Raw genomic sequence first — 20,442 nt, forward strand, 5'->3', positions numbered from 1 at the left:
GGTTGGCATGAGCACCGCAAACGACATCCGGCAGACCTTCTTCCAGGAATGCGACGAATTGCTCGAGGCGCTGGACGACGGGCTGAGCGAGATCGACGATGGCATCGCCGACGCCACCTTCAGCATCGACACCGTCAATGCGGTGTTCCGTGCGGTGCATTCGATCAAGGGCGGCGCGGCGGCCTTCGGGTTGGATGCGCTGGTGCATTTCGCCCATCAGTTCGAGACGGTGCTCGACGCCATGCGCTCGGGCCAGTTGCAGGCGACCGAGGAGGGCATGAAGATCTGCCACCGGGCGGCGGATCACCTGAACGACCTGGTGGCCGCGGGCCGCGAGAATCGGGAGCTCGACGCGGGGAGCGGCCCCGATATCGCTGCGCGGCTGGCCGGCCTTGTGGCCATGCCAGAATCCGCGCCGGCCCCCACGCCGCCCGTTTCGGGGGAAGGCGGCTTTGGGTTCGCTCCGCTCAGCCTCGATCTGGGCGCCATTACGCAGGATTCCGGGCAGACCACGTTCGTGATCGCTTTCCGCCCGCATCGGGCGCTCTACGCCAGTGGCAACGACACCGCCCTGATCCTCCGCGAGCTGGACGAAATGGGGGTGCTGACTGTCGAGGTCGCAACCGAGGGGCTACCGGATTTCGACGCGATCGAGGCAGGCGAAGCCTACCTGTCCTGGACGCTGCGGCTGGTGACCGAGGAAAGCGAAGGCGCGGTGCGGGACGTCTTCGAATTCGTCGAAGGCATGTGCGACTTGCAGATCGAAGCGGTGGCCGACGCCCCTGCCGGTGCCGAAATTCCGCTGCCTGCCGCGCCCGAGACGCCTGTCGCCGCGCCGGTCGGGGCACCGCCCGCCCCACCCCCCGCGCCCGCGCAGTCCCGCGACAAGCCGGCGGAGGCCGAAGGCCCCAAGGCGACCGTGCGGGTCAATCTCGACCTGGTCGACCGGCTCATCAACATGGTGGGCGAACTTGTCATCAACCAGGCCGTATTGACGCAATGCGTCAAGGATGCCGGCTTGCTCGACCGGGGTGATCTGTCCACCAGCCTCGCCGAATTCCGCAACCTGGCGCGCGACATCCAAGAGAGCGTGATGGCGATCCGCGCGCAGTCGGTGAAACCCCTGTTCCAGCGCATGGCGCGGATCGTGCGTGAGGCGGCGGAACTTTCGGGCAAGGAGACGGAGTTCGTCACCGAGGGCGAGGCAACGGAGGTCGACAAGACAATCATCGAGCGCCTGGTCGATCCGCTGACGCATATGATCCGCAACGCGGTGGATCACGGGCTCGAGTCGCCCCAGGACCGCCTGGCCGCGGGGAAGCCCGCGACGGGGCGGGTCACGCTCTCGGCCGCACATCGCTCGGGCCGGGTGCTGATCGAGGTCTCCGACGACGGCGCCGGGATCAATCGGCCCAAGGTCTTTCAGATCGCCGTGGAAAAGGGGCTGATCCCGCCCGAGTCGCAGCTGAAGGACGCGGAGATCGACAACCTGCTGTTCATGCCGGGGTTTTCGACGGCCAGTCAGGTCAGCAACCTTTCGGGTCGCGGCGTGGGCATGGACGTGGTGCGCAGCGCGATCCAGAAGCTCGGCGGGCGGGTCAGCATCCAGTCGCAGCGCGGCAAGGGCACGACGATGTCGATCAGCCTGCCGCTGACGCTCGCCGTGCTGGACGGAATGGTGGTCGACGTGGCCGGGCAGACGATGGTCGTGCCGATCACCGCCATCGTCGAGACACTGCGCCCGAAACCCGAGGATATCCATGCCCTCGGCGCCGACAACCTCGTGGTTTCGGTGCGCAACAAGCTGGTGCCGGTCATCGACCTCGGCGTCGTCTTCGGCCATCGCGGCGCGCCGGCCTCGATCTCGGACATGGTGGTACTGCTGGTCGAATCCGACAGCCACACAAGCTGGGCGCTGGCGGTCGACCAGATCTTCGACCAGCGGCAGGTGGTGATCAAGGGGCTCGAGTCCAACTACGGGCACGTGCCCGGCGTCGCCGCGGCCACCATCCTCGGCGATGGCAACATCGCCCTGATCATCGATCCCGAAGAAACCGCGCATCGCTCGGGGGCGGCCATCGACCCCGGCGAACTGGCCCTGTTGGACGAGGTGTGAAATGACGACGGCAACCCATGTGCAGCCCGGCGTTCGCGAGTTGGTGACCTTCCGCGTGGGCGACCAGGATTTCTGCATCGACATCATGATGGTGCGCGAAATCCGCGGATGGTCGCCGGCGACGATCCTGCCCCATGCGCCGAAATACGTGCTGGGGGTCATAAACCTGCGCGGTTCGGTGGTTCCCATCGTCGACCTTTCGGCGCGGCTGGGCCTGGGGCCATCGGTCCCCGATGACCGCCACGTGATCGTCATTGCCGTGATCGGCACCCAGGCCACCGGTTTCCTGGTCAGCGCGGTGGCCGATATCATAGCGGTCGATGCCTCCGAGGTGCAGCCGACGCCGGATGTCACATCCGAGGCGACGCGCAATTTCATCGAAGGGGTCATCGTCACCAGGGAGCGGATGTTGCGGGTGCTCGATATCCAGACCGTGCTGCCCAAGGTCGCGGAAACCGCAGAGGCGTCATGAGCGTGTTGCAGGCAGATCTGCCGGGTGGGCCGATCGGGCGGGATATCGACTATGGAACCGCGGATTTCCAGCGGATCACCGAGATCCTGCACGAGGTCTCGGGCATCCGGATGCCGCCCACGAACGAGGCGCTGGTCTTCTCGCGGCTGTCGCGGCGGGTGCGCGAGCTGGGGATGAGCCGGTTCTGCGACTATGTCGACCACGTGCAGGCAGCCCGGAATGCCGACGAGCGCGAGGCGATGGTCGAGGCGCTGACCACCAATACGACGCGCTTCTTTCGCGAGGGCTACCATTTCGACACGCTGGCCGAGGCGCTGCTGCCCGACCTGGTGCAGAAGGCGCGGGCGGGGGGGGCGCGTGCGGCTCTGGTCGGCCGGCTGCTCGACGGGGGAGGAGGCCTATTCGATCGCGGCGGTGGTGCTGAAGCATTTCGCCGAGGCCGGCCGACACGATCTGCGCATCCTTGCCACCGATATCAGCCGCCGGGTGCTGGCGGTGGCCGAGCGGGCGGAATACCCGGCCGACAGGGCCGAGGCCATTACCCCCGAGCTGGCGGCGCTGATGTTCGAGCGCGGAGGCGAGAAGCTGCGCATCCGCCCGGCGCTGCGCGAATTGGTCAGCTTTCGCTACATGAACTTCATGGAGCCCTGGCCGGTCACCGGCCCCTTCGACGCGATCTTCTGCCGCAACGTGATGATCTACATGGAGGACGACGTGCAGGCGCGGGTCTGGGCCGGGCTGGCCTCGGTCCTGGCGCCGGGCGGCACGCTGTTCACCGGCCATTCCGAGCGGATCGGTCCGGAGTTGAAGGGCAGCCTGCAAATGGTCGGCAAGACCACCTTCCGCCGGGTCTGAGACCATGATCGCAAGACGACAACAGGAAAGGGACAGCCCCACATGGCCTTGAGAGACGCGCTGACCATCATGGTGGTCGACGACATGTCGACCAGCCGGAGCCTCATCATCATGGCGCTGGAGGAGATGGGCATCAGGAAGATCGACTTCAGCACCGACGGCGCCTCGGCGCTGCAGGCCCTGGCGCAGAAGCCGGTGCACCTGGTGATCTCGGATTACAACATGCCGAACATGGACGGGCTGCACCTCTTGCAGGCGCTGCGCCACAACCCTGCGACCAAGGGCGTGGGCTTCATCCTGGTCAGCGGGAGGGTGGATCAGAACATCATCAACGTCGGGCGCCAGCTGGGCATGAACAACTTCATCCAGAAGCCGTTCACCACACCGCAGATGCGTGAATGCATCCAGGCCGTTGTCGGCCAGCTTTGACCGTGTCGCGTTCCGCCAGGCTCGATCCGATGCCGCTTGCCCAGTTGGTCAGCCTGGTGGCGGACGAATTGCGCGACCTGCGCGACGAGGGGCGGCGACTGGAGGACGCCATTGCCCACGCCATCCTCGACCATGAACCGACCCGGCGCGAGGCGCTGGGCAACCTGCAGAAGATCGACCTGATCGTGCAGACCCTGGGCGAGCTCAGCGCCTATGTGCTGGCGCTGGCCGACCAGGTGCCCGAGGCGCACCCGGTCGAGGTGCATGACATGCTGGCGCGGATCACCCTGCGCGACCTGGCCGGCAAGCTGGCCGGGCACCCGCGCCAGCCGGTGGTTGATGAGGCCGGGCGGATCAGCGGGGAGGTGGACCTGTTCTGATGAACGTCGGCGCACAGAATTCGGGGCGGGACCGCTCACGGAGAGGTACCAACGCGTCGCGATGGCGCACTGCGTTGTTTTGGTGCCTGTCGGCCATCGGGCGCTGGCTGAGGCGGCTTGCCTCAGGCCCCCTCGAAGGCGCAGAGCGCGTGAACATCCATGCCCATCCCCTCCAGCAGGCGGCGACCGCCGAGGTCGGGGAGGTCGATCACGAAGGCGCAGGAGACGATCTCGCCACCCAGCCGCTCGACCAGCTTGATGCCCGCCGCCGCGGTGCCGCCGGTGGCAAGCAGGTCATCGACCAACAGGATGCGCTCGCCCGGCGCGATGGCGTCGTCGTGGATTTCGACGATGGCCTCGCCGTATTCGAGCTTGTAATCTTGGCTGATCGTGGTGCCCGGCAGCTTGCCCTTCTTGCGGATCGGCACGAAGCCGACCGAGAGCTGGTGCGCGATGGCCCCGCCGAGGATGAAACCGCGCGCCTCGAGGCCGACGACCTTGTCGATCTCCATGCCGGCATAGGGGTGCAGCATCTGGTCGATCGCCATGCGAAAACCGCGCGCATCGGCAAAGAGCGTGGTCACGTCGCGGAACATGATCCCCTCGTGGGGGAAGTCGACGATGGTGCGGATATAGTCGCGGACGGTTCGGCTTTTCGGCATCGGGATCTCCTAGGCGGGGCGGCGCAGCAGCGCGGTGACCAGGCCCATCCCGATCAGCGCAAGGCCGCCGGTGCGGGTCAGTCCGGTGATAACCTTTGGCCTGCCGATGGTCATGCGCAGCCGGTCGGCCAGCAGCGCATAGGCCAGCGCGTTCACCGCCGCAAGGCCGACAAAGGTGGCGATCAGCAGCGCGAACTGCGGCAGCAGCGGCGCCTCGGGGCGCAGGAACTGCGGCACGAAGGCGATGAAGAAGGCGATGGACTTCGGGTTCAGCGCGGTGACCACGGCGGCATGGACAAAGACGCCGCGGGCGGTGACGTCGCGCCGGGTGGTGTCGGCGGTCAGCCCCTGCGACGGTGCCGAGCGCAGCAGTTTCACGCCGAGCCAGACGAGATAGGCCGCGCCCACCCATTTCAGCGCGGTGAACAGCGTGGCCGAGGCCAGCACCAGCGCACCCAGCCCCAGGAGCGAGGCGGTCATGGCGATGAAATCGCCGAGCGCCACGCCAAGCGCGGTGGCGATGGCGACGCTGCGGCCCTTGCTGACCGCATAGCTCAGCACCAGAAGGACGGTCGGTCCGGGGATCAGCAGCAGCATCACCGTGGCGGCGACGAAGGCCAGCCAGAATTCGAAGGTCATCTCAGGGTCTCCGCATCAGAGGCGGCAACTCAGCCACGGAACGCGCGCTTTGCCAAGCCCTTACGCGGGCCGCCCCAGGACGCGCCCGGCGACGGCGTCGAGTCGGGCCATCATCAGCGGGTCGCGGCGGTCCGGCGCGGTGAGGATCGCATGGTCGAGCGCGCGGTCACAGCCATGCGGGCAGGGCGTGCGGTCGGCCCCCAGCAGGGCGGGCAGGCGGCGCACCATGGCGCGGCCCTTGTCGGCATTGCCCATCAGCGTGGCGATGATCTGGCTGACGTCCACCTCGCCGTGGTCGGGGTGCCAGCTGTCGTAATCCGTGACCATGGCGACCGAGGCATAGCAGAGCTCGGCCTCGCGGGCGAGCTTGGCCTCGGGCATGTTGGTCATGCCGATGACATCGGCGCCCCATTGCTCGCGGTACATCTTCGATTCCGCCAGGGTCGAGAACTGCGGGCCTTCCATCGCCAGGTAAGTGCCGCCGTCATGCACGGTGATGCCGGCGTCGATGGCGGCCGAGAGGCAGGCCGCCGAGAGGCGCGGGCAGGTCGGGTGGGCGACGCTGACATGGGCGACGCAGCCGGGGCCGAAGAAGGATTTTTCGCGCGCGAAGGTGCGGTCGATGAACTGGTCGACGATGACAAAATCGCCCGGCGCCATCTGCTCGCGGAACGAGCCGCAGGCCGAGACCGAGATCACGTCGGTCACCCCGATCCGCTTCAGCGCGTCGATATTGGCGCGATAGGGCACCGAGGAGGGGGTATGCACGTGGCCGCGCCCGTGGCGGGGCAGGAAAGCCATGCCGACACCGTCCAGCATTCCGGTCAGGATCTGGTCCGAGGGCGAGCCCCAGGGCGTCTCGATCCCGATCCACTCGGGATTGTCGAGGCCCTCGATGTCATAGATGCCCGATCCGCCGATGATCCCGATGAAGGTGTCTGTCATGCTCTGCCCCTGCTTGCCTGGCGCCAGACTGGCGGCGCGGCAGGGCAATGGCAAGGGTCAGAGCGGCGCAAGGCCGAGGCTTTCGCGCGCTTGCTCAGTCATCGGGCCGCGCCAGTTCGAAAACCTCGGTCACCCGTGCGTAATCGCGGTAGCCCAGCCGCGACAGGGGCTGGAACAGGGTGACGTCGAAGCGGCCGTCGCGCAGGCAGTTGTCGCGCATGTGCACACCGACGACCTCGCCCAGCACCAGGTGGTTGATCCCGCCCTTGAGCGGGATGATCTGGGTCATCCGGCATTCGAGCGCCGCCGGGGCATCGGCCACGCGCGAGCAGGGGATCGTCTCGCATTCGACGCGGGCGATGCCGGCCTCGGAGAACTCGTCGACCTCGGGCGGGAAGTGAGTCGTGGTGATGTTCATCGCGTCGCGGGCGGCATATTCGACGATGTTCACGCAGAAGACCCCGGTCTCGGAAATGTTCTGCACGCTGTCCTTCCAGCCGGTCGAGGAGAACATCACCTGCGGCGGGGTATAGGCCACCGCGTTGAAGAAGGAGTAGGGCGCCAGGTTTTCCTGGCCTTTCGCTTTGCGTGTCGACACCCAGGCGATGGGGCGCGGGGTGACGATGGCGTTGAACGGGTTGTGCGGCAGGCCGTGGCCGTCCTCGGGGCGGTAGAACATGGGGGCTCCTCTGGTTTGCCCTAGTGGTAGCGTCATGCTAGGTGCGATTCCACCGCATACCTTCGAGGATGAATATTCCCCGTGATCGAGTTCAGACCGGAAACCGACGCCGACTGGTGGGAGGTCGAGGCCCTTCTCGACCTGTGTTTCGCGCCTGGGCGCACCCTGCTGTCGTCCTACCGGCTGCGCGACGGCATCCCGCCGGTGCGCGGGCTGTCACTGGTGGCGCGCGATGAGTTGGGCATCCTGATCGGGGCGATCCGCTTCTGGCCGATCCGCGTGGGCGGGTTGCCGGCGCTGCTGCTGGGGCCCGTGGCGGTGCACCCGACGCACCAGGGCGAGGGGCTGGGCGCCGGGCTGATCCGCGAGGGGCTGGCCGCCGCCCGCGCGGGCGGCTGGGAGCGGGTGATGCTGGTGGGCGATGCGCCCTATTACAACCGCTTCGGTTTCACCAAGCTCGACGACGTCGAGATGCCGCCGCCGACCAACCCCGACCGCGTGCTTGGCCAGGACCTGGTGCCGGGCGCCTGGGCCGGAGTCTCGGGGCCGGTGATGCGCTGGGACGCCACCGACTATTGAAACCCGCCGGTCCAGGCCCGACATTCGCTGTGAGAAGCGGAGGGTGACATGGACGACGTCGTGATGGTTGGCCCGGTGGATGCCGAGGCAGAGCTCGACCGGCTTGCCGCGCGCTATCGCCGCGCGGGGGGCATTGGCGTGCAGATGCTAAGTGCCCTTGGCGGGCAGGCCGAAGGGCTGCTCGACCGGCTGCCCTCGGGTATCCGCGACCGTCTGGGTGACGCCACCGCCTATGCGCTGACGCTGGCGATGAAGGGCGCGCAGAAGTCGCGCGGCACGGTCGGCGACCAGCAGCCCTGGGTGAACACCGCCGTGGCCACCGCGATGGGCGCGGCGGGCGGTTTCGGCGGGCTGCCCTCGGCGCTGGTGGAGTTGCCGGCCACCACCGCCGTGCTGCTGCGCGCGATCCAGGGCGTGGCGGCGCAGAACGGTTTCAACCCCGATGAGGAGGGGGTGCAGTTCGACTGCATCCGCGTCTTCGCCGCCGCCGGCCCGCTGAGCCATGACGACGGCGCCGACCTCGCCTTCTTCACCCTGCGCCTCACGCTGACCGGCGGGGCGATGCAGAAGCTGATCGCCACCGTGGCGCCGAAGCTGGCCATCGCGATGGGTCACAAGCTTGCCGCGCAGACGGTGCCGGTGCTGGGCGCGATTGCCGGGGCCTCGGCCAATTACGTCTATACCCGTTACTACCAGGAAATCGCGCATGTGCATTTCGGGCTGCGCCGGCTTGCGATTGACGCAGATATGCCTCAGGCCGAACTTTTGACGAAATTGCAGGATAGGGTCAAAGGGCCCCCGGCAAAGCGGGCTTGACCTCATAGAATCTGAGGCGTCTACTATAGGGAATGGATTTTTTGACAAAAAAGGGACCGATCCGGCAGGTCGGCCCGCGGCAGCAGTGATACGAATGTGAACATGATGGTGGAAAACCCGTCTCCTGAAATTTCCGAGACGGCGGAAGATATTGGCAAGCAATACGCGGCGCTCTGTTTCTCCACGACGCGCGGCAAGACCCGCGTTCTGCTGATCACCTCTCGCGGGACCGGGCGCTGGATCGTGCCGAAGGGCTGGCGGGTCGAGGGCGCCTCGGCCGCGGGCTCGGCGGCGCGGGAGGCCTGGGAAGAGGCCGGCGTGATCGGCCGGATCTACGAACAGTGCCTCGGCACCTATACCTACCTCAAGTATTTCGAGAAGGCCCCCGACAAGATCTGCGAGACGCAGGTCTTCCCGGTCAAGGTGCTCTCGCTCAAGGGTGAGTTTCCCGAACGCGGGCAGCGGCGGCGCAAGTGGTTCTCGCCCAAGAAGGCGGCGAGCCTGGTCCAGGAACCCGAGCTGGCCCATATCCTGCGCACATTCGACCCCAGGACGCTGCATCCGGCGGACAAGTCTTGAAATTGCCGCGGACTCGGAACATGTACTCCGAAGACGCAGAATGAACGAGACATGATCCAATACGCGCTCAGATGTGCAGACGGACATACCTTCGACAGCTGGTTCCAGTCCGCCGATGCTTATGAAAGGCTCGCCAGTGCCGGGATGGTGGTTTGCGCCATCTGTGGCGGTGGCGGCGTAGAAAAGGCGATGATGACGCCCCGCGTGGCCGCCTCGCGCGAACCGGCCCCGCCGGCGAAGCTGCGCGAACCCGCCAGCCCGGCGGAACAGGCCCTGGCCGAGCTGCGCCGCAAGATCGAGGAAAACTCGGAATACGTCGGCGCGCGCTTTGTCAGCGAGGCGCGGGCGATGCACGCGGGCGACGCGCCCGAACGGGCGATCTATGGCGAGGCGCGGCTCGACGAGGCGCGCAAGCTGGCCGAAGAGGGTGTCCCGGTGGCGCCGCTGCCCTTCCTTCCCAACCGCAAGGCGAACTGACCCGATGCATGTCCTCATCACCGGCGCCAGCCGAGGGATCGGCCTGGCCCTGACCACGCATCTGGCGGGGCAGGGGCACGACGTAACCGGCGCCGCGCGCAGCGCCGCGCCGGGGATCGAGCCGCTGGACGTGACCGACCCCGCAAGCCACGCGGCGCTGGCCGGCCGGCTGGCGGGCCGCCCGATCGACCTTCTGGTCTGCAACGCCGGGATCTACATCGACAAGGGCCAGCCGCTGGACACCGGCTTTGCCGCCGAGCTCTGGGCGAAGACCTTTGCCGTGAACGTCACCGGCGTCTTTCTCACCATCCAGTCGCTGCTGCCCAACCTGCGGGCCGGGCCGGGCGCGAAGATCGCCATCATCTCCAGCCAGATGGCCTCGCAGGAGCGGGCGCCGGGAGGCAGCTATATCTACCGCGCTTCCAAGGCCGCGGCGCTGAACCTCGGGCGCAATCTCGCCAAGGATCTGCGGCGCGAGGGGATCGCCGTCGGCATATATCACCCTGGCTGGGTGCAGACCGACATGGGCGGCGGCAGCGCCGAGATTACCGCGCAGGAAGCGGCGCGCGGGCTGGCCGAACGCTTTGCCGCGCTCTCGGTCGATACCACCGGCTGTTTCGAGACCTGGGACGGCCGCGCGCACCCGATGTGACATCGGCAGAACGCCGCAGGCCGCCTGCCGAATTCCAGTTGCCCTCGCTCCGGCGCGCGCGTAAACACCGCGCGACTTTTGGGACGTAAGGAACCGCAATGCCGATCCTGGTGATGAAATTCGGCGGCACCTCGGTGGCAACGCTCGACCGCATCAAGCGTGCGGCCAAGCGTGTCGGACTCGAGGTGGCCAAGGGCTATGACGTGATCGTCATCGTTTCGGCCATGGCGGGCAAGACCAACGAGCTGGTCGGCTGGGTGGAAGAGACCTCGCCGCTGTTCGACGCGCGCGAATATGACGCCGTCGTCTCGTCGGGCGAGAACGTGACTGCCGGCCTGATGGCGCTGACGCTGCAGGAAATGGATATTCCCGCGCGCAGCTGGCAGGGCTGGCAGGTGCCGTTGCTGACCACCTCGACCCATTCCTCGGCCCGGATCGAGGACATTCCGCCCGAGAACATCCTCAGGAAGTTCGGCGAGGGCATGAAGGTTGCCGTGATCGCCGGCTTCCAGGGCGTCAGCCCGGAGGGGCGGATCACCACCCTGGGCCGCGGCGGTTCCGACACCAGCGCGGTGGCCTTCGCAGCCGCCTTCAACGCCGAACGCTGCGACATCTACACCGATGTCGACGGCGTCTATACGACCGACCCGCGGATCTGCGAAAAGGCCCGCAAGCTCGACAAGATCGCCTTCGAGGAGATGCTCGAGCTCGCCAGCCTGGGCGCCAAGGTGCTGCAGACCCGCTCGGTCGAACTCGCCATGCGCTACAAGGTGCGCCTGCGCGTGCTGTCTAGTTTCGAGGAACCGTCCGACACGGCTGGCACGCTGGTCTGCGACGAGGAGGAAATCATGGAATCGAAAGTTGTTGCCGGTGTCGCCCATTCCCGCGACGAAGCCAAGCTGACCCTGCTTTCCGTGGCCGACCGCCCCGGTATCGCGGCGTCGATCTTCACCGCGCTCTCCGACGCCAACGTCAACGTCGACATGATCGTGCAGAACATCGCCGAGAACGAGCGCACCGACATGACCTTCTCGTGCCCGACCAACCAGGTCGCCCGCGCCGAGACCGCCCTGGCCGAGATGAAGGCCGCGGGCAAGGTGAACTACTCTGAACTGGTCGCCGACACCAATGTCTGCAAGATCTCGGTCGTGGGCATCGGGATGCGCAGCCACACCGGCGTGGCGGCCAAGATGTTCCAGGTGCTCTCGAACGAGAACATCAACATCAAGGTCATCACCACCTCCGAGATCAAGATCTCGGTTCTGATCGACCGCAAATACATGGAACTGGCCGTGCAGGCGCTGCACGACGCCTTCGAACTCGACAAGGCGGCCTGAGCGGGGCCGCCTCTCCGAAGGCCACCCGTTTTCCGGGTGGGCGAAGGCAGCAATCCGCGCGATGGTAGAGATGATGCAGCAATTTTCGGCTGCAGTGGCGCGCCTCCTTGAAAGTTGGAGGGGCTCGGGCTTGATGGCTTGATATGAGCAAGCATTTTGCTCTTAATTGCCCCAATTTTCTTTCGTGGGGCAACTTATTGCGGGAAGTGATTCCGGCGCATTTGCGGATAGATTTCATGCGAGCTTTCGCTTGTATAGCTCTCGTGCTGTTTCACGTCTCCACCGGCTTGGCACAGAAGGATATCGGGTCGCCGCTGGAACAGCAATTCCTGCAGATCCTCAATGGCGCATTCGGACACGTGAGGATGCCGCTTTTCGCGTTCATCGCCGGGTACGTCTATGCGCTGAAGCCTGTATCCAGGTCGAGTTTCTCTTTCTTCCTGGTCGGCAAGGTCCGGCGTCTCTTGCTTCCCGGTGCCCTGGCCGCAACCCTCTTTGCGCTTGGCTCGGGGATGATCGGCAACAGGTTTGCTGTTCCTCTGGCGCAGTTCTGGACCGTCTACGTGATGCCGTATGCCCACTATTGGTTCCTTCAGGCCATCTTCGTTGTCTTGCTGGCCTTTGCTGCGATGGACATACTGATCGGAAAATGGAGTGTCTGGTTCGCCCTGACGTTAACCTTTTTCATTACGTTGACAGATTACGTGGGTCGAACATCGATTTTCTCGCTCAATAGCGCTCTCTACCTTGCCCCCTTTTTCCTGCTGGGTGTATTGGCTTTTCGCGCGAATTTCATGGCCCTGGCACGGGCGCATGTCGGTGGCGTGATCCTGGTGCTGCTGGTCGGCTTCGCGCTGCACCAGATCTTCCTGTCCAACGACCTGGATTTCGGCATTCTGGGTGCGCCGAAATATTCGCTTGCAGCCATCTTCCTGGGGTGGTTCGCCTGCATCGCGCTGTTTCTTGGCGCGCCGGATAGCCCACCAATGCGGGCCTTGGCGCCGTATACGTTCACGATCTACCTCTACCATCCCTTCTTCTCGAGCCCGACACGCAGGCTGCTGAGCGAACTCGGAGTCGACTGGTTCGGAATTCATATCGCCCTCGGCCTATTGGCCGGGCTGCTCGGGCCAGTCATGCTGCAACGCCTTGCGAAGCATAACACGCTGGGCCGCCGCCTTGTGCTGGGCAGCCGAAGCTGACAGGTGACGCCGACGGCGAAAGCGGAAGCGAGAAGTGAAATCGTCCGTTTCGTTTCGCTGGTGGTTGTGATCTATAGACACGGAAAGGCGCAGTCTCCCGGAGGTTGCAGGAGGTAACCGGTCCCCGTCATGGACGAACGCACGGACAAGGAAAGCCGCAAGCTGCTGCAGCGGTTGCGGGACACGCTGGTCAGCGGCGACGCCGGGCAGGCGCGGCTGGACAAGATCACCCATCTGATCGCCGACAGCATGGGGACCGAGGTCTGTTCGATCTACCTGTTCCGCGATGACGAGACGCTGGAGCTTTGCGCCACCGAGGGGCTGAAGCCCGAATCCGTGCACCAGACGCGGATGCGCATGGGCGAGGGGCTGGTCGGCCGTGTCGCCCGCACCGGCGAGGTGATCAACACGCCGAACGCGCCTGCCGAGCGCGGATTCCGTTACATGCCCGAGACCGGCGAAGAGCGCTATTCCTCGTTCCTCGGCATCCCGATCCAGCGGCTGGGCGAGAAGCTGGGCGTGCTGGTCGTGCAGTCGCGCGATGCCCGGCAGTTTTCGGAAGACGAACTCTACGCGCTGGAAGTCGTCGCGATGGTCCTGGCCGAGATGGCCGAGCTGGGCGCCTTCGTGGGGGAGGGGGCCGCACTGTCGGCCCGTCACCAGCAACCGGTTGTGTTCCGCGGCACCTGCGGCCAGGAGGGCGCGGCCGAGGGCCGGGTCTGGCTGCACGAGCCGCGCGTGGTGGTCGCCAACCCGATCGCCGACGACCCGCACCGCGAATTCGAGCGCCTGCACGAGGCGGTGGACCAGCTGCGCATCGGCGTCGACCAGATGCTGGAGATGAGCAAGAGCGGCGACAAGGACCAGCTCCAGGTGCTGGAGGCCTATCGCATGTTCGCCAATTCGCGCGGCTGGATGCGCCGGATGGAGGAAGACATCAGCCGCGGCCTCTCGGCCGAGGCGGCGGTCGAGAAGGAACAGAGCCTGGCCCGCGCGCGGATGGACCAGGTGCAGGACGCCTACCTGCGCGAGCGTCTGGCCGACCTCGACGACCTGTCCAACCGGCTGCTGCGGATCCTGACCGGGCAGGGCGCGAATACAGGCGCCGAGATGCCGCCCGACCCGATCCTGATCGCTCGCAACATCGGCCCCGGAGACCTGCTGGAATATGGCCGCAGCCTGAAGGGCATCGTGCTGGAAGAGGGCTCGGTCGGCAGCCATGCCGCCATCGTCGCCCGCGCGCTGGCGATTCCGCTGGTGGTCCATGCCGGCCATATCGCCACTGAGGCGCTGAACGGCGACCACATCCTGGTCGACGGCGACCAGGGCATGGTGCACCTGCGTCCCGAGGACACGGTGGTCAGCGCCTTCCGCGACAAGGTGGCGATGCACGCCCAGGCGCAGCAGCAGTTCGCCTCGATCCGCGACCTGCCGGCGCAGGCGCGCTGCGGCACCACGATCAGCCTGCACATGAACGCCGGGCTGATGGCCGACCTGCCGTCGCTCGCGGGGTCGGGGGCCGAGGGCGTCGGGCTGTTCCGCACCGAGCTGCAATTCCTGATCCGCAACCAGATGCCCAAGCGCAGCGAGTTGAGCGCGCTTTATTCGCGGGTGCTGGACTCGGCCAAGGGCAAGCGCGTCGCCTTCCGCACGCTCGACATCGGGTCGGACAAGGTGCTGCCCTACATGAAGCCGACGGATGAGCCGAACCCGGCGCTGGGCTGGCGGGCGATCCGGGTGGGCCTCGACAAGCCGGGCGTGCTGCGGATGCAGCTGCAGGCGCTGCTGCGCGGGGCCAAGGGACGGCCGCTGACGGTGATGTTCCCCTTCATCGCGCAATACGAAGAATTCGCCGCCGCCCGGAACGAGTTGGACAAAGCCATCGCGCGGGAAGAGCGGCTGGGCCACCAGCTGCCGGCCAGCATCGAGGTCGGCGCCATGGTCGAGACGCCCTCGATGGCTTTCGCGCCCAAGCGCTTCTTCGACGAGGTCGAATTCGTCTCGATCGGCGGCAATGACCTCAAGCAGTTCTTCTATGCCGCCGACCGCGAAAACGAGCGGGTGCGGCGGCGCTATGACACGCTGAACATCAGCTTCCTCAGCCTGATCGAGCGCATCGTCGAACGCTGCAACGAAAGCGGCACGCCGCTCTCCTTCTGTGGCGAGGATGCGGGCCGCCCGGTCGAGGCGATCTGCTTTGCCGCCATCGGGGTGCGGACACTGTCGATGCGCCCGGCCTCAATTGGCCCGGTCAAGAGCCTGATCCGCAAGGTCAACCTCGAAGAGATTGCTACGCTGATCCGCCATGCGCGCGACAGTGGCGCAACGACGGTGCGTCCGGCGATCATGGAGTATCTCAAGGGCATCTCCTGAAAATCACGCCTGATCAAGCCACTGCGGCACGATGTTGTGGCAGGTGCAGGTAACGTTGCATTGCCGGCGCTTGGGCCGCGGGGAGGTCGCGCTGCCATCGCCCAACCGGTTATCCACCGATTGGCGGGCCGGGATGGATGGGTGGAACGTCACGGAATGGTATTGCTGGCAGAGTTATCCACAGGATGTCGCTGGAATCTTGACCTTTTCGAACGTTTTCAGAAACGTACCCCAGATGCCCTGCTTTCCTGTGTATAACCTTGCGGGGCCTCCAGCCCTGCCGGCGACAAGCTCCGGTTTTCGCGCTCCTCGGCCGCCGTAGCGGCGCTAATCCTGCCCGTGACGGGCAGGGCAGGGATTTCAAGAGCTTGCGCGAAATCCGACCCGTCCGGCCGGTGCGCGAGGTCCGCATCGCTCGCAGGGCCGGTTCGGGCAGTACCTCAGCGCCCCCGGACGGCGGCCAGTAAAGTGGTCACCACGAAGATGGCCGCCGCCGCGCAGACGATGCTGGGGCCGGCGGGGGCGTCGAATTCGAACGCGCCCCACAGCCCGGCCAGAGCCGAGACCGCGCCGATGATGGCTGCGGCGACGGCCATCGCCTCGGGCGTGCGTACCAGCGGCCGGGCCGCCGCCGCCGGGATCACGAGCAGCGCCGCGATCAGCAGCACGCCGACCACCTTGATCGCCACCGCCACCACGGCGGCCAGCGCCAGGGTGAGGCCGAATTCCTCGCGCCGCGGGTCGATCCCGGCGGAACGGGCGAGGTCGGGGTTCAGCGTCGCCATCAGCAGCGCCTGCCAGCGCCAGATGGTCAGCCCCAGCACCGCCAGCGCGCCGCCCCAGGTTATGGCGAGATCGGCGCGGCTGACGGCGAGGATATCGCCGAAGAGAAAGGCCATCAGGTCGATCCGGGTGTCGGTCAGCAGCGCCACGGCGATCAGCCCCAGCGCCAAGGCGGAATGCGCCAGCACGCCCAGCACCGTGTCGGCGGCATAGCCGCGCCCGGTCAGCCCCGAGACCGCGCTCGCCATGGCCAGCGCCGCGAGCAGGATCATTGGCAGCATCGGCACCTCGAGCGCCAGAGCCAGGGCGACGCCCAGCACGGCGGCATGGGCGGTTGCCTCGCCGAAATAGGCCATCCGCCGCCAGACCACGAAACAGCCAAGCGGCGCGGCGGCCAGCGCCACGCCGACACCGGCCAGCGCGGCGCGCACCAGGAAATCGTCGAGCATCAGGCGTCGGCCTCGTGATGATGGTGGTGGGGGTGGGAATGGTCGTGGTCGTGGCTGTGTTCGTGCCGGTAGAGCGCCAGCGCGCCCTTGGTGCCGCTGCCGAACAGCGCGCGATATTCCGGCGCACCGGCGACGATCTCGGGCGTGCCCTCGCAGCAGACGTGACCGTTGATGCAGAGCACCCGGTCCGAGGCGGCCATCACCACATGCAGGTCATGGCTCACCATCAGCACGGCGCAGCCCATCTCGGAACGCACCTCCTCGATCCGGCGGTAGAAGGCGGCGGAACCGGGCTGGTCCAAGCCCTGGGTCGGTTCGTCCAGCAGCAGGGTCTGCGGGCGGTCCATCAGGGCGCGGGCCAGCAACACGCGCTGGAACTGCCCGCCCGACAGATCCTTCATCTGCCGGTTGGCGAGGTCCGGGACACCGGCCTTGTCGAGCGCGGCGGCAATCGCCTCGGCGGACACACGGCGCGGCAGCGACAGGAAGCGGCCCACGGTCATCGGCAGGCTGGCGTCGATCGCCAGCTTCTGCGGCACATAGCCCAGGCGCAGCCCCTCGGCCCGCTCGACCCGGCCCGCGCTCGGCTTGACCGCACCGATCAGCGCCTTGAGCAGCGTCGACTTGCCCGAACCGTTCGGCCCGACCACGGTGACGATCTCGCCGGGTCGGATTTCGAAATCGACGTCCGTCAGGATCTCGCGCCCGTCGAGCCGGATGCCCAGCCCGCGCGCGGCGATCAGCGGGGCGCTCATGCCGCCTCGGCGCAGGCGGGGCAGAGGCCCTCGGCCTCGACCACGATGCGTTCTATGGTGAAATGAGCGGCCTCGGCGGCGCGGCCAAGGCGGCCCTGTTCCAGCCCGGTCTCGGCCTCGGCCACCGCCTTGCAGGCGCGGCAGATCAGGAAGGCCGGCACGTGGTCATGGTCGATATGGGCGCAGGCGGCATAGGCGTTCAGCCGTTCGATCCGGTGGGCGAGGCCATGCTTCACCAGGAAGTCGAGCGCCCGGTAGGCCACCGGCGGCTGCGCGCCCAGGCCTTCGGCGGCCAGGTGGTCGAGGATCTCGTAGGCGCCAAGCGCGCGGTGCTCCTTGAGCAGCAACTCCAGAACCCGCCGCCGGGTCGGGGTGAATTGCAGCTTTTGCGCGGCGCAGAGCGTCTCGGCGGCGCGCATGGAATCGGCGATGCAGCCGGAGTGGTCGTGGCGGTCAAAGCCGATGGCGGTCATGGGGCGGATCTCTCTCGGGCAATCTGGGGGATTGATATGTTATAACATCTCATCTATCAACCCGATTCTGTAACCAATCGAAGGAACCGCCATGCCCCGTCTGTTGCCGGCCCTGTTCGCCTGCCTGCTTGCCGCCCCCGCCGCCGCCGAAGCGCCGAAGGTGGTGGCCGACATCGCCCCCGTCCATGCGCTGGTTTCGCGGGTGATGGAAGGGGTCGGATCGCCCGACCTGCTGCTGACCCCGGGCCAGTCGCCGCATACAGCCTCGATGCGGCCGTCGCAGGCACGGGCCTTGCAGGAGGCGGGGCTGGTGGTCTGGATCGGGCCCGAGCTGACGCCCTGGCTGGCCAAGCCGCTCGAGACGCTGGCCGGTGGGGCGGCGCAGATCGACCTGCTGGAGGCGCAGGGCACGAAGGTGCTGGGCTATCGCGATCCGGGCGAGGAGGAGCACGAGGAGCACGACGACCACGAGGGCCATGACGACCACGAGGGCCACGACGACGATCACCACGAACACAGCGGCACCGACCCCCATGCCTGGCTCGATACTGCCAATGCCGCGGTGTGGCTCGATGTCATCGCAAGTGAGCTGGCGGCGCTCGACCCGGCCAATGCCGCGGCCTATCGCGCCAATGCCGCCGCCGGCGCGGACGAGATCGCCACTCTGACCGCCGAACTGGAAACCCTGCTGGCCGGGGCGGGGGCGCATCCCGTTGCAACCTTCCACGACGGCTTCCAGTATTTCGAGGCCCGCTTCGGCATCGTCTCGGCCGGCACGCTGACGCTGGGCGATGCATCGAGCCCCAGCCCCGCCCGCGTCGCGCATTTGCGCGCGGTGCTGGCCGAGCGCGGTGTTGCCTGCGTCTTCACCGAACCGCAGTTCGACGACCGGCTGATCCGCGCGGCCTCGGAGGGCACCCAGGCCCGGATCGCCACGCTCGACCCGCTGGGCGCCAGGCTGGAGCCGGGCGCGGCGCTCTACCCGCAGCTGCTGCGTGCGATGGCGGAAAGCGTCGCGGCCTGCTTGGCGCCCTGAGCGACGGAAAAAAGGGGCCCCCGAAGGGGCCCCGAGTGTTAGGGACTTGGGTCGCCAGGACTGGACGAGCCCTGGACCATGCCATCGCCGCCGACAGGCACAACGAGGATGGCGGGCAGCATCGTCACATGGGAATGGTGCCGCGAGGATGCCGTGCCAACCCTGCGGGGAATGCGAGTCGGCCGGCGCCACCTTGGGGGCGGCAGGTAACGTGCGGATGACAGGGGGCAGGCGCCTGATCGCGGCCCATCACGCCCGCAGATGGGCAATGATTTGCCAGTGGCGCACTATTTTCCTTGGGAATGGAGCATGACGGATTGCCAGACGCGCCGTCTCTGTGCCAAACGATCCGTCGGATAGTGTATGCGTATTTCTGTTCAGTGGTGAGAACCGGAAAAGCCGGGCGCACTGCTTCCGGCCTTCCGGAGTGCGGCTGCGACCAAATCGGGAAGACCAGATGACGAACTACGATCCGACGCTGGACAGCGGCCGACAGATGCGGCCGACGCGTCGTCCGCGCCTGCTTCGCTCGATGTTCGAACCGCCGCTGCTGCTGCCGGCGATGGCGCGCGTGCATCCGGTCAACTTCCTGGCCATCGGCGGGGTCTTCTTCCTGATCGGTTTCGCCCTGGGCCAGACGGCAACCATCTGGCTGCTCGCGCTGATGCGCTGAGCCTCACTCGGCCAGGCTGAAGCCCTCGATCAATTGCCGCAGCCCGACCGCCGCGCCGGCGAAGATGGCGCAGAGCGTCAGCGGGGCGCTGAGCGCAAGAACGCTCATCCCCGACATGCCCTGGCCGACGGTACAACCCATCGCGATCACCGCGCCCGCGCCCATGATCGCCGCCCCGATGATCTGGCGGCGCAGCTCGCGCGGGTCCTCGCAGGCCTCCCAGCGGAACCGGCCCTGGATCACCGACCCGGCAAAGGCGCCGAGCCAGACACCGGCAACCGAGCCGACGGCGAAGGACAGCGGCCGGGCGCTGCCGGTCATGGCGTAGAGAATGGTCTCGCCCACCGGGGCCGAGAAGCTGTGCGACACCACGCCCGTTGCGGCAAAGCCATGCGCCTGCACCCAGGCGGTCCCGGCCCAGCCCGAGACGATGGCGAGCGCGACGGCCAGCGACCAGGCGATGGCCTTGATATCGCGCCGGAAGGGCTGTGAGGCCAGCGCCAGCCCGCAGATCGCCACGCCGATCGCCATGCCGATGCCCGCCACCGGCAGGTGGGTCAGCGCCGCGACGTGATGGGCGATGCCGGGCGGCGTGCCCGAGGTCACGTCTTCCTGGTGGAACAGCAGGTCGCGCAGCGGGGCGAAGGGGCCGGCGAGCACGGCATAGGCGGAAACCCCCATCACCAGAACCACCACGAAGGAGCGCAGGTCGCCGCCGCCAAGCCGCGCGATGGCGCCGTAGCCGCAGTTCCCGGACAGCGCCATGCCATAGCCGAACATCAGCCCGCCGATCACGGCGGCCACCGGCATCCAGCGGATCGAGAGGTAGAAGGTGCTGCCGCCGTCAAGCAGCCCGGCGCCCATCAGGCCGAAGGTGCCGATCACCGCGACGCCGACTGCCAGCGCCCACATCCGGATGCGGGCGTCGGAACCGCCGTAGAGCAGGTCCTCGATCGCGCCCAGCGAGCAGAACCGCCCCAGCCGCGCCGCCAGTCCCAGCAGGATGCCGCCGAAAAGACCCACAGCTGTCACCAGCTGGGTCTCCGTCGCCCAGGCCATCATCGGCGTTCCCTCCCCGAAA

The 20,442-nt window shown here is 67.0% G+C and carries 23 protein-coding genes and 1 pseudogene; 16 read left to right on the forward strand and 8 right to left on the reverse strand.

All coding sequences use genetic code 11. The features are described 5' to 3' along the window. Positions 1-7 precede the first annotated feature (7 nt). The 6 genes and pseudogenes from IE266_RS10265 to IE266_RS10290 all read left to right on the forward strand — a co-directional run bounded on the left by IE266_RS10265 (position 8) and on the right by IE266_RS10290 (position 4,252). The gene (locus IE266_RS10265) at positions 8-2,116 is read left to right on the forward strand and encodes a chemotaxis protein CheA (RefSeq protein WP_189679992.1); all 2,109 of its coding nucleotides are present in this window, start codon (positions 8-10) and stop codon (positions 2,114-2,116) included. A gap of 1 nt (position 2,117) precedes the next feature. Then, entirely contained in the window at positions 2,118-2,588 is a 471-nt protein-coding gene (locus IE266_RS10270; RefSeq protein ID WP_189679993.1) for a chemotaxis protein CheW, read from the forward strand. After that, positions 2,585-2,833 (forward strand): annotated as a pseudogene (locus IE266_RS27290) (hypothetical protein); the annotation flags it as partial. The gene IE266_RS10270 and the pseudogene IE266_RS27290, both read left to right, overlap by 4 nt. Before the next feature lie 112 nt (positions 2,834-2,945). Continuing rightward, positions 2,946-3,443, forward strand: a complete 498-nt coding sequence (locus IE266_RS10280; protein WP_189679994.1) for a CheR family methyltransferase — start codon at positions 2,946-2,948, stop codon at positions 3,441-3,443. Positions 3,444-3,485: 42 nt separating this feature from the next. Next, positions 3,486-3,872, forward strand: coding sequence for a response regulator (locus IE266_RS10285; RefSeq protein WP_189679995.1), 387 nt, complete (start codon positions 3,486-3,488; stop codon positions 3,870-3,872). Between the two features lie 2 nt (positions 3,873-3,874). Then, a complete protein-coding gene (locus IE266_RS10290) occupies positions 3,875-4,252 on the forward strand; it encodes a DUF8776 family protein (RefSeq protein WP_189679996.1) in 378 nt (125 codons plus the stop codon). Positions 4,253-4,374: 122 nt separating this feature from the next. On the opposite strand, the gene IE266_RS10295 is transcribed toward IE266_RS10290, so the two are convergent. The 4 genes from IE266_RS10295 to IE266_RS10310 form a co-directional block, all read right to left on the reverse strand. After that, a complete protein-coding gene (locus IE266_RS10295; protein ID WP_189679997.1) occupies positions 4,375-4,914 on the reverse strand; it encodes an adenine phosphoribosyltransferase in 540 nt (179 codons plus the stop codon). 9 nt (positions 4,915-4,923) lie between these two features. Continuing rightward, entirely contained in the window at positions 4,924-5,553 is a 630-nt protein-coding gene (locus tag IE266_RS10300; RefSeq protein ID WP_189679998.1) for a LysE family translocator, read from the reverse strand. A 60-nt stretch (positions 5,554-5,613) separates the two neighbouring features. Beyond that, entirely contained in the window at positions 5,614-6,498 is an 885-nt protein-coding gene (locus IE266_RS10305) for an S-methyl-5'-thioadenosine phosphorylase (RefSeq protein ID WP_189679999.1), read from the reverse strand. Positions 6,499-6,592: 94 nt separating this feature from the next. Further along, positions 6,593-7,177 (reverse strand): flavin reductase family protein, encoded by a 585-nt coding sequence (locus IE266_RS10310; RefSeq protein ID WP_189680000.1) that lies wholly within the window; start codon positions 7,175-7,177, stop codon positions 6,593-6,595. A gap of 81 nt (positions 7,178-7,258) precedes the next feature. Here IE266_RS10310 and IE266_RS10315 point away from each other — a divergent pair, with 81 nt between their 5' ends. The 8 genes from IE266_RS10315 (at position 7,259) to ptsP (ending at position 15,192) form a co-directional block, all read left to right on the forward strand. Beyond that, positions 7,259-7,756, forward strand: coding sequence for a GNAT family N-acetyltransferase (locus IE266_RS10315; RefSeq protein ID WP_189680001.1), 498 nt, complete (start codon positions 7,259-7,261; stop codon positions 7,754-7,756). Positions 7,757-7,804: 48 nt separating this feature from the next. Beyond that, a complete protein-coding gene (locus IE266_RS10320) occupies positions 7,805-8,572 on the forward strand; it encodes an EcsC family protein (RefSeq protein ID WP_189680002.1) in 768 nt (255 codons plus the stop codon). A gap of 102 nt (positions 8,573-8,674) precedes the next feature. Continuing rightward, positions 8,675-9,151, forward strand: coding sequence for an NUDIX hydrolase (locus tag IE266_RS10325; RefSeq protein WP_229864021.1), 477 nt, complete (start codon positions 8,675-8,677; stop codon positions 9,149-9,151). 51 nt (positions 9,152-9,202) lie between these two features. Then, positions 9,203-9,628 (forward strand): DUF1178 family protein, encoded by a 426-nt coding sequence (locus tag IE266_RS10330; protein ID WP_189680003.1) that lies wholly within the window; start codon positions 9,203-9,205, stop codon positions 9,626-9,628. 4 nt (positions 9,629-9,632) lie between these two features. Beyond that, entirely contained in the window at positions 9,633-10,280 is a 648-nt protein-coding gene (locus IE266_RS10335) for an SDR family oxidoreductase (RefSeq protein WP_189680004.1), read from the forward strand. A gap of 98 nt (positions 10,281-10,378) precedes the next feature. After that, on the forward strand, positions 10,379-11,617 hold the full coding sequence (locus tag IE266_RS10340; protein WP_189680005.1) for an aspartate kinase: 1,239 nt from the start codon (positions 10,379-10,381) through the stop codon (positions 11,615-11,617). Positions 11,618-11,760: 143 nt separating this feature from the next. After that, a complete protein-coding gene (locus IE266_RS10345) occupies positions 11,761-12,819 on the forward strand; it encodes an acyltransferase family protein (protein WP_189680006.1) in 1,059 nt (352 codons plus the stop codon). A 129-nt stretch (positions 12,820-12,948) separates the two neighbouring features. Next, on the forward strand, positions 12,949-15,192 hold the full coding sequence (ptsP, locus tag IE266_RS10350; RefSeq protein ID WP_189680007.1) for a phosphoenolpyruvate--protein phosphotransferase: 2,244 nt from the start codon (positions 12,949-12,951) through the stop codon (positions 15,190-15,192). A 440-nt stretch (positions 15,193-15,632) separates the two neighbouring features. Here ptsP and IE266_RS10355 read toward each other — a convergent pair whose 3' ends face one another. Genes IE266_RS10355 through IE266_RS10365 form a run of 3 tightly spaced genes read right to left on the reverse strand, consistent with a single transcriptional unit; the run spans position 15,633 to position 17,652 of the window. Continuing rightward, positions 15,633-16,424 carry a metal ABC transporter permease gene (locus IE266_RS10355; protein ID WP_189680008.1) on the reverse strand — a complete coding sequence of 264 codons (792 nt, stop codon included), beginning with the start codon at positions 16,422-16,424 and terminating at the stop codon, positions 15,633-15,635. Continuing rightward, positions 16,424-17,179 carry a metal ABC transporter ATP-binding protein gene (locus IE266_RS10360; protein ID WP_189680009.1) on the reverse strand — a complete coding sequence of 252 codons (756 nt, stop codon included), beginning with the start codon at positions 17,177-17,179 and terminating at the stop codon, positions 16,424-16,426. Before IE266_RS10360 ends, IE266_RS10355 begins: the two co-directional genes overlap by 1 nt. Then, on the reverse strand, positions 17,176-17,652 hold the full coding sequence (locus IE266_RS10365; protein WP_189680010.1) for a Fur family transcriptional regulator: 477 nt from the start codon (positions 17,650-17,652) through the stop codon (positions 17,176-17,178). The genes IE266_RS10360 and IE266_RS10365 overlap by 4 nt, the downstream gene beginning before the upstream one ends. Positions 17,653-17,743: 91 nt before the next feature. Between IE266_RS10365 and IE266_RS10370 the strand changes: the two genes are divergently transcribed. Together IE266_RS10370 and IE266_RS10375 are read left to right on the forward strand one after the other, a co-directional pair. Then, the gene (locus IE266_RS10370) at positions 17,744-18,688 is read left to right on the forward strand and encodes a zinc ABC transporter substrate-binding protein (RefSeq protein ID WP_189680011.1); all 945 of its coding nucleotides are present in this window, start codon (positions 17,744-17,746) and stop codon (positions 18,686-18,688) included. Between the two features lie 457 nt (positions 18,689-19,145). Further along, positions 19,146-19,361, forward strand: coding sequence for a hypothetical protein (locus tag IE266_RS10375; RefSeq protein WP_189680012.1), 216 nt, complete (start codon positions 19,146-19,148; stop codon positions 19,359-19,361). A gap of 3 nt (positions 19,362-19,364) precedes the next feature. Here the strand turns inward: IE266_RS10375 and IE266_RS10380 are convergent, their stop codons facing one another. Further along, complete coding sequence (locus tag IE266_RS10380) at positions 19,365-20,423, reverse strand: YeeE/YedE family protein (protein ID WP_189680013.1); 1,059 nt, start codon at positions 20,421-20,423, stop codon at positions 19,365-19,367. Positions 20,424-20,442 lie beyond the last annotated feature (19 nt).

This window comes from Seohaeicola zhoushanensis (assembly GCF_014656415.1).
GTDB lineage: Bacteria > Pseudomonadota > Alphaproteobacteria > Rhodobacterales > Rhodobacteraceae > Seohaeicola_A > Seohaeicola_A zhoushanensis.

What these genes read in the sequence shown, in the direction of transcription:
- IE266_RS10325 (WP_229864021.1), top strand. Translation starts at nt 8,675, where the DNA reads ATGATGGTGGAAAACCCGTCTCCTGAAATTTCCGAGACGGCGGAAGAT.
- IE266_RS10270 (WP_189679993.1), top strand. Translation starts at nt 2,118, where the DNA reads ATGACGACGGCAACCCATGTGCAGCCCGGCGTTCGCGAGTTGGTGACC.
- IE266_RS10345 (WP_189680006.1), top strand. Translation starts at nt 11,761, where the DNA reads ATGAGCAAGCATTTTGCTCTTAATTGCCCCAATTTTCTTTCGTGGGGC.
- IE266_RS10265 (WP_189679992.1), top strand. Translation starts at nt 8, where the DNA reads ATGAGCACCGCAAACGACATCCGGCAGACCTTCTTCCAGGAATGCGAC.
- ptsP (WP_189680007.1), top strand. Translation starts at nt 12,949, where the DNA reads ATGGACGAACGCACGGACAAGGAAAGCCGCAAGCTGCTGCAGCGGTTG.
- IE266_RS10320 (WP_189680002.1), top strand. Translation starts at nt 7,805, where the DNA reads ATGGACGACGTCGTGATGGTTGGCCCGGTGGATGCCGAGGCAGAGCTC.
- IE266_RS10365 (WP_189680010.1), bottom strand. Translation starts at nt 17,652, where the DNA reads ATGACCGCCATCGGCTTTGACCGCCACGACCACTCCGGCTGCATCGCC.
- IE266_RS10355 (WP_189680008.1), bottom strand. Translation starts at nt 16,424, where the DNA reads ATGCTCGACGATTTCCTGGTGCGCGCCGCGCTGGCCGGTGTCGGCGTG.
- IE266_RS10300 (WP_189679998.1), bottom strand. Translation starts at nt 5,553, where the DNA reads ATGACCTTCGAATTCTGGCTGGCCTTCGTCGCCGCCACGGTGATGCTG.
- IE266_RS10380 (WP_189680013.1), bottom strand. Translation starts at nt 20,423, where the DNA reads ATGATGGCCTGGGCGACGGAGACCCAGCTGGTGACAGCTGTGGGTCTT.
- IE266_RS10330 (WP_189680003.1), top strand. Translation starts at nt 9,203, where the DNA reads ATGATCCAATACGCGCTCAGATGTGCAGACGGACATACCTTCGACAGC.
- IE266_RS10310 (WP_189680000.1), bottom strand. Translation starts at nt 7,177, where the DNA reads ATGTTCTACCGCCCCGAGGACGGCCACGGCCTGCCGCACAACCCGTTC.
- IE266_RS10295 (WP_189679997.1), bottom strand. Translation starts at nt 4,914, where the DNA reads ATGCCGAAAAGCCGAACCGTCCGCGACTATATCCGCACCATCGTCGAC.
- IE266_RS10370 (WP_189680011.1), top strand. Translation starts at nt 17,744, where the DNA reads ATGCCCCGTCTGTTGCCGGCCCTGTTCGCCTGCCTGCTTGCCGCCCCC.
- IE266_RS10360 (WP_189680009.1), bottom strand. Translation starts at nt 17,179, where the DNA reads ATGAGCGCCCCGCTGATCGCCGCGCGCGGGCTGGGCATCCGGCTCGAC.
- IE266_RS10285 (WP_189679995.1), top strand. Translation starts at nt 3,486, where the DNA reads ATGGCCTTGAGAGACGCGCTGACCATCATGGTGGTCGACGACATGTCG.
- IE266_RS10305 (WP_189679999.1), bottom strand. Translation starts at nt 6,498, where the DNA reads ATGACAGACACCTTCATCGGGATCATCGGCGGATCGGGCATCTATGAC.
- IE266_RS10335 (WP_189680004.1), top strand. Translation starts at nt 9,633, where the DNA reads ATGCATGTCCTCATCACCGGCGCCAGCCGAGGGATCGGCCTGGCCCTG.
- IE266_RS10375 (WP_189680012.1), top strand. Translation starts at nt 19,146, where the DNA reads ATGACGAACTACGATCCGACGCTGGACAGCGGCCGACAGATGCGGCCG.
- IE266_RS10340 (WP_189680005.1), top strand. Translation starts at nt 10,379, where the DNA reads ATGCCGATCCTGGTGATGAAATTCGGCGGCACCTCGGTGGCAACGCTC.